Raw genomic sequence first — 2352 nt, 5'->3', positions numbered from 1 at the left:
CTTTTTTTGTAGGTCAGCAGATCAAAAATAAATAGTATTATTACAGCAGGCCATCAATTTACTGAAAGCAGTTTTGTTAGCCATCAACCCAATCCCTAAATAAAATTTTATTTAATCAATGAAACAAAAACCTTCAATGGCATTTGTTGCCGCCTCCTGGGTGGCCGTATTTGCAGGTATCCTCGGCTTTATCATTGGTCTGTGGAACGCATCTACTATGCAGTTAAATGAAAAAGGATATTATTTCACCGTTCTGATGTATGGCTTATTCTCTGCCGTATCTGTCCAGAAGTGCGTACGCGACAGGCTCGAAGGTGTTCCGGTAACAGACATTTACTATGGTCTCAGCTGGGTATCAATGCTGCTCACTATCCTGCTGCTCACCATCGGACTGTGGAATGCCACCCTTGCACCAAGTGAAAAAGGCTTTTATGCTTTTGCATTTCTGCTGAGCGTTTTCGGCGCCATTACCGTTCAGAAAAATACCCGCGATACCCAGGCGGCGAAAGCCACCAATACGCCTGGCGATATGCAATAACTTCTTCAACAGGAAGGCTGCCTGGCAGTCTTCCTGTTACGCTCCCCTTCTCTTTTTCCGGATTCCATAAATACTTTTCCTGAATTGATCCCAGGTACAATTGATGCGATACTACATTTGCATCAACCCCTCTGTGCAGCGTTGAATGACCAGTAAGCGTGTTCACAGGCATAAGATCCATCTATCCATGACACCCTGATAATAAATCTGCAAAGTGATTAACCAGCCCCTGGTAATCACTTTTTTTTGTGACATATTATAATATATTTGTTGGCATTTAACCCCTTTATCCCATGGGAAACAAGATCTATAAGCATATTATTATTGTAAAGATACTGGTGATTATACTGCTGTTTGCCCCCCTGTTCCTGTCCCAGGTTAATGTTACTGTACCTGAAGGTTTTGAAAGATGGACCAACGATATCTTAAAAAATGCAGGTATAGTGACCCTGCCTTTTGGACTGCTGTATAAACTTGACAGGTTTACGAATATTGTTCCGCTCCATTACAGTAATGGTTCTATGGCCGATGTATTTCTGACGCCCATTATTTTCCTGCTCACCTGCAGTATGTGGTGTGGCATTTTTTACGGATTGGTGCTACTGATCCGTAAAAAATCTACAGCTGCTCCTGCAACGGGAAGCGAATACTGGAAAAAAACATTTTTATCGGACCTGCTTATTTCCCTCGTTTCATTTACGTTTATTTTCCTGTTGAATAAACATGATACAGATGGCGACACCGGTGAAAATTATCTTTTATATATGGTGGTGCTGGGATTAACCATTTTTTGTTCTTTTCTGCTTGGTAGCATGTGGTGGCTGGCTGAAAAATTGTGGACAGGCAACCGGCTGTTTGCCATTATTACCGCGAGCACAGCAGGTGTTGCGGCATTGGTGGTTATTTTTATTGCAGTACAAACGGTACGCAGGAGTGACCGCCACGATTATACTTCCGGTGAAGCTGTATTCCTGGCTGCTTCAGCAGTGGCAGATACTACTGCTCCAGATATAGTTGCCTATGAAGCGCAGGCAGCTTCAGATTTTCCACTTGGCGCTCCCGAACTCCGCGAAGGCGCCATTTACTTACTGCATGAACAGCTGGAAATAGACAGCAGTGCAGCAAAAAAACGATCTGCCTCCGACCTTGCCGTAATGTGGCACGCATATGTGCAGCCGCTGTACTACGAAGGGGAAGATGAAGATCCTTACAGTACGCTGGCATATACAGAAAACCGCGGGCTGGAAATGATTATCCGCCAGTGTAGCTGGACGGGCCGGGATGCAGCCCGGCTACGCCAATCTTTTGACAGGTATAAAAAACTACTGTATGAAATACTTCCGTATAATACTTACCAACGTTCCTCCGTACATTATTATGTAGATAAACTGCTACTCACCTATAACGCTTTGCAAACAAAAGAAAATATTGCTGCGCGGCTGGGAAAACTCTATACCCAAATGGCCGTTATTACAGACTATACTGCATCAGAAGATTTTATTGAAGAAGTAAAACTGGTAATAGATAATATGGACCAGGTAGATCCATCTCTTAATAACAACGACCTGAATGCCCGCCGGATGGCAGTTTGGCTGGTTTCTTTCTGGGCCCGGCGGTATAACGAAGGTAACCAGCAAACTGTTTATGAAATCCTGAAGGAAATCAGTGATATGTACAATGGTGATTAAATTCCGTGCGACTTTCATTTCCTGCATCTCAAAAAAAATGTTAAAAATGATTTCATTTAATACAAATAAATACTACTTTTATTCCGTGACAGGAGAAATGTGCGGCGTTATCTAACTTGTTAATTC

General features: G+C 42.8%; 2 protein-coding genes. Both read left to right on the top strand.

Annotated elements, in window-relative coordinates; genetic code table 11:
- The first annotated feature begins 118 nt into the window (after positions 1 to 118).
- Positions 119 to 538 carry an inner membrane protein YiaA gene (gene yiaA, locus VN105_RS00985; protein WP_325637023.1) on the top strand — a complete coding sequence of 140 codons (420 nt, stop codon included), beginning with the start codon at positions 119 to 121 and terminating at the stop codon, positions 536 to 538.
- A 293-nt stretch (positions 539 to 831) separates the two neighbouring features.
- Positions 832 to 2226: a hypothetical protein gene (locus tag VN105_RS00980; protein WP_325637021.1), complete on the top strand. Its 1395-nt coding sequence runs from the start codon at positions 832 to 834 to the stop codon at positions 2224 to 2226.
- Positions 2227 to 2352 lie beyond the last annotated feature (126 nt).

The sequence above is a fragment of the Chitinophaga sp. genome (assembly GCF_035564935.1).
Lineage (GTDB): Bacteria > Bacteroidota > Bacteroidia > Chitinophagales > Chitinophagaceae > Chitinophaga.
Note: the sequence above shows the minus strand (reverse complement) of the source record. Positions and strands in the feature narration are given on the sequence as shown.

Bases quoted from the DNA above. Each gene is read 5' to 3' on its own strand.
- yiaA (WP_325637023.1), top strand. From the start codon at position 119: ATGAAACAAAAACCTTCAATGGCATTTGTTGCCGCCTCCTGGGTGGCC.
- VN105_RS00980 (WP_325637021.1), top strand. From the start codon at position 832: ATGGGAAACAAGATCTATAAGCATATTATTATTGTAAAGATACTGGTG.